3 rRNA genes are annotated in these 5,488 nt (G+C 58.3%); all 3 read right to left on the reverse strand.

The features are described from left to right. Positions 1 to 7: 7 nt before the first annotated feature. A 5S ribosomal RNA gene (rrf, locus tag CRP29_RS22180) occupies positions 8 to 124 on the reverse strand. Positions 125 to 239: 115 nt separating this feature from the next. Continuing rightward, a 23S ribosomal RNA gene (locus CRP29_RS22185) occupies positions 240 to 3,359 on the reverse strand. Positions 3,360 to 3,821: 462 nt separating this feature from the next. Then, positions 3,822 to 5,340 (reverse strand): 16S ribosomal RNA (locus CRP29_RS22190). The 16S, 23S and 5S rRNA genes sit together here, the layout of an rRNA operon. Positions 5,341 to 5,488 lie beyond the last annotated feature (148 nt).

A 5,488-nucleotide genomic window follows, 5' to 3' on the forward strand; every position in this document is an offset into this window, starting at 1 on the left:
AATGGTTGTCCGGCGGCGTCCTACTCTCCCACCCCGTCTCCAGGGCAGTACCATCGGCGCTGAAAGGCTTAGCTTCCGGGTTCGGAATGAGACCGGGCGTTTCCCTTTCGCCATGGCCGCCGTAACTCTGTGAACTTGACGAAACCAGGAAACCTGGTTCGCACGTTCAGAACCGCACAGTGGACGCGACAATCTTCTCTAGTTGACTCTGACCTGCACGAGACCTCGAGGAGGTGTGTGTGGTCAAGCCCTCGGCCTATTAGTACCGGTCAGCTCCACACCTTGCGGTGCTTCCACTTCCGGCCTATCAACCCGCTGGTCTGGGCGGGGGCCTTACCCGGTTGACCCGGTGAGAGACCTCATCTTGAAGCGAGCTTCCCGCTTAGATGCTTTCAGCGGTTATCCCTGCCGAACGTAGCTAACCAGCAGTGCACCTGGCGGTACAACTGGCACACCAGAGGTTCGTCCGTCCCGGTCCTCTCGTACTAGGGACAGCTCTTCTCAAGTCTCTTACGCGCACGGCGGATAGGGACCGAACTGTCTCACGACGTTCTAAACCCAGCTCGCGTACCGCTTTAATGGGCGAACAGCCCAACCCTTGGGACCTACTCCAGCCCCAGGATGCGACGAGCCGACATCGAGGTGCCAAACCATCCCGTCGATATGGACTCTTGGGGAAGATCAGCCTGTTATCCCCGGGGTACCTTTTATCCGTTGAGCGACACCGCTTCCACATGCCGGTGCCGGGTCACTAGTCCCAGCTTTCGCTCCTGCTCGACCCGTCGGTCTCACAGTCAAGCTCCCTTGTGCACTTGCACTCGACACCTGATTGCCAACCAGGCTGAGGGAACCTTTGGGCGCCTCCGTTACATTTTGGGAGGCAACCGCCCCAGTTAAACTACCCACCTGACACTGTCCCTGATCCGGATCACGGACCGAAGTTAGACATCCAATTCGACCAGAGTGGTATTTCAACGATGACTCCACGAACACTGGCGTGCCCGCTTCACAGTCTCCCACCTATCCTACACAAGCCGAACCGAACACCAATATCAAGCTATAGTAAAGGTCCCGGGGTCTTTCCGTCCTGCCGCGCGTAACGAGCATCTTTACTCGTAGTGCAATTTCGCCGAGCCTGTGGTTGAGACAGCTGAGAAGTCGTTACGCCATTCGTGCAGGTCGGAACTTACCCGACAAGGAATTTCGCTACCTTAGGATGGTTATAGTTACCACCGCCGTTTACTGGCGCTTGAGTTCTGAGCTTCGCCTTGCGGCTAACCCGTCCCCTTAACGTTCCAGCACCGGGCAGGCGTCAGTCCGTATACATCGTCTTACGACTTCGCACGGACCTGTGTTTTTAGTAAACAGTCGCTTCTCACTGGTCTCTGCGGCCACCCACCGCTACCCCGCGCAAGGCGGTTGACAGTAGATGGCCCCCCTTCTCCCGAAGTTACGGGGGCATTTTGCCGAGTTCCTTAACCACAGTTCGCTCGATCGCCTTGGTATTCTCTACCTGACCACCTGAGTTGGTTTGGGGTACGGGCCGCTCGGAACTCGCTAGAGGCTTTTCTCGGCAGCATAGGATCATCCAATTCGCCTCATTCGGCTATGCGTCAGGTCTCACCCTCGTGCGGGACGGATTTGCCTACCCCGCGGGCCACACCCTTGCACCGGTACTACCACTCACCGGTAGGACTACCTTCCTGCGTCACCCCATCGCTTGCCTACTACCAGTCCGGGTCCCAGCCTCCACGCACTCGGTCTCCTAAGAGACACCGGCGCTTCGGGTGGTTAGCATCGCTGGGTTCAGCATGGGCGTTCCTTCGCGGGTACGGGAATATCAACCCGTTGTCCATCGACTACGCCTGTCGGCCTCGCCTTAGGTCCCGACTCACCCTGGGCGGATTAGCCTGGCCCAGGAACCCTTGGTCTTCCGGCGGGGGAGTTTCTCACTCCCCTCTCGCTACTCATGCCTGCATTCTCACTCGCGTGGCGTCCACGGCTGGATCACTCCGCCGCTTCTACCGCCACACGACGCTCCCCTACCCATCCACACACCTGGCCGGCCCACACAAGGACCGACAGGCAACGCATGAATGCCACGGCTTCGGCGGTGTGCTTGAGCCCCGCTACATTGTCGGCGCGGAATCACTTGACCAGTGAGCTATTACGCACTCTTTCAAGGGTGGCTGCTTCTAAGCCAACCTCCTGGTTGTCTCTGCGACTCCACATCCTTTTCCACTTAGCACACGCTTAGGGGCCTTAGCCGATGATCTGGGCTGTTTCCCTCTCGACTACGAACCTTATCGCCCGCAGTCTCACTGCCACGCTCTCACTTACCGGCATTCGGAGTTTGGTTGACGTCAGTAACCTTGTGGGGCCCATTAGCCATCCAGTGCTCTACCTCCGGCAAGAAACACGTGACGCTGCACCTAAATGCATTTCGGGGAGAACCAGCTATCACCGAGTTTGATTGGCCTTTCACCCCTACCCACAGCTCATCCCCTCAGTTTTCAACCTAAGTGGGTTCGGTCCTCCACGCGGTCTTACCCGCGCTTCAACCTGGCCATGGGTAGATCACTCGGCTTCGGGTCTAGGGCACGCGACTCAATCGCCCTATTCGGACTCGCTTTCGCTACGGCTACCCCCCACGGGTTAACCTCGCCACGTACCACTAACTCGCAGGCTCATTCTTCAAAAGGCACGCAATCACCCCGCCCCCGAAAGGACTAAGGCTCTCACGGCTTGTAGGCACACGGTTTCAGGTACTATTTCACTCCCCTCCCGGGGTACTTTTCACCTTTCCCTCACGGTACTTGTCCGCTATCGGTCACCAGGGAGTATTCAGGCTTAGCGGGTGGTCCCGCCAGATTCACACCGAATTTCACGGGCTCGGTGCTACTTGGGATAACGTTCGGGAGAAGCTGAGTTTTCGTGTACGGGGCTCTCACCCTCTACGGCGACCCCTTCCAGAGGCCTTCCACTAACCCAACTTTTTCTTACTCCCTGCACCCTCGGCAGAGGATACGGAACGGTCCCACGACCCCGACCACACAACGCCTGCCGGCTATCACATGCGATCGGTTTAGCCTCATCCGCTTTCGCTCGCCACTACTCACGGAATCACGGTTGTTTTCTCTTCCTGTGGGTACTGAGATGTTTCACTTCCCCACGTTCCCTCCACACGCCCTATGTGTTCAGGCGCGGGTCACACCACATGACTGGTGCGGGGTTCCCCCATTCGGAAATCCTCGGATCAACGCTCGGTTGACAGCTCCCCGAGGCTTATCGCAGCCTCCTACGTCCTTCATCGGCTCCTGGTGCCCAGGCATCCACCGTGTGCCCTTAACAACTTGGCCACACAAAAATCCCACACACCACCCCCGGAAGGAGGTGTTGTGCGGGCCTACAAGAACTCTCGAAACAAACTAAGAGTCTAAAAGATGCTCGCGTCCACTGTGCAGTTCTCAACGTACGACCAGACACCCTCCACATGACCCCGCCAGACCCACCAACCCCACAGGGCAGCAGCGGTACGAGAAACAGGAAGGCCCTGACAAGAGAAGAAACGGTTGCCCGCTCTCTCAGGACCCAACAGCGTGCCTACGACCGGTCACCCACACCCACCCCGTTCCACACCCAGCACCTCCGAAGAGACACCAGGCCGTACTTGGGGCGGCCGCAGCTGCCGGCCGAACTGGTCAGCGTTCCACCCTCGAGCACCACCCCAGAAGCGTGCAGCCCGTCAGAAGTGACGGGCCATCGTGTTCTGGGCGCGGCTCTGGACCACCATCACGAGGACAGCGGCCAGTGCTCCTTAGAAAGGAGGTGATCCAGCCGCACCTTCCGGTACGGCTACCTTGTTACGACTTCGTCCCAATCGCCGATCCCGCCTTCGACGGCTCCCTCCACAAGGGTTGGGCCACCGGCTTCGGGCGTTACCGACTTTCGTGACGTGACGGGCGGTGTGTACAAGGCCCGGGAACGTATTCACCGCAGCGTTGCTGATCTGCGATTACTAGCGACTCCAACTTCATGGGGTCGAGTTGCAGACCCCAATCCGAACTGAGACCGGCTTTTTGGGATTCGCTCCACCTCGCGGTATCGCAGCCCTTTGTACCGGCCATTGTAGCATGTTTGCAGCCCTAGACATAAGGGGCATGATGATTTGACGTCATCCCCACCTTCCTCCGAGTTGACCCCGGCAGTCTCCTATGAGTCCCCACCATTACGTGCTGGCAACATAGAACGAGGGTTGCGCTCGTTGCGGGACTTAACCCAACATCTCACGACACGAGCTGACGACAACCATGCACCACCTGTGCACGACCCTTGCGGACCCACCATCTCTGGAGGATTTCCGTGCATGTCAAGCCTAGGTAAGGTTCTTCGCGTTGCATCGAATTAAGCAACATGCTCCGCCGCTTGTGCGGGCCCCCGTCAATTCCTTTGAGTTTTAGCCTTGCGGCCGTACTCCCCAGGCGGGGCGCTTAATGCGTTAGCTGCGGCACGGAACTCGTGGAATGAGCCCCACACCTAGCGCCCAACGTTTACGGCGTGGACTACCAGGGTATCTAATCCTGTTCGCTCCCCACGCTTTCGCTCCTCAGCGTCAGTTGTTGCCCAGAGACCCGCCTTCGCCACCGGTGTTCCTCCTGATATCTGCGCATTTCACCGCTACACCAGGAATTCCAGTCTCCCCTGCAACACTCTAGTCTGCTCGTATCGACTGCAGGCCTGAGGTTGAGCCTCAGGTTTTCACAGCCGACGCAACAAACCGCCTACGAGCTCTTTACGCCCAATAATTCCGGACAACGCTTGCACCCTACGTATTACCGCGGCTGCTGGCACGTAGTTGGCCGGTGCTTCTTCTGCAGGTACCGTCACTTTCGCTTCGTCCCTGCTGAAAGAGGTTTACAACCCGAAGGCCGTCATCCCCCACGCGGCGTCGCTGCGTCAGGCTTTCGCCCATTGCGCAATATTCCCCACTGCTGCCTCCCGTAGGAGTCTGGGCCGTGTCTCAGTCCCAGTGTGGCCGGTCACCCTCTCAGGCCGGCTACCCGTCGTCGCCTTGGTAGGCCACTACCCCACCAACAAGCTGATAGGCCGCGGGCCCATCCCCAGCCGATAAATCTTTCCACCACCAGACCATGCGGTCAGCGGTCGTATCCAGTATTAGCCCCAATTTCTTGGAGTTATCCCAGAGCTGAGGGCAGGTTGCCCACGTGTTACTCACCCGTTCGCCACTGATCCCCCCGCAAGCGGAGTTCACCGTTCGACTTGCATGTGTTAAGCACGCCGCCAGCGTTCGTCCTGAGCCAGGATCAAACTCTCCGTAGATGATTTGATCGCAGCTGAGAACCGAGAGCTAGCACTCTCGATATCAATCAACCAAAGGAATCCCAGCCGCAGATCCGAAGACCCACGACACGGGGTATTACTTGGCACTGACTTTCGGCACGCTGTTGAGTTCTCAAAGAGCGGACGC

Source organism: Blastococcus aggregatus (assembly GCF_900221005.1).
GTDB lineage: Bacteria > Actinomycetota > Actinomycetes > Mycobacteriales > Geodermatophilaceae > Blastococcus > Blastococcus aggregatus.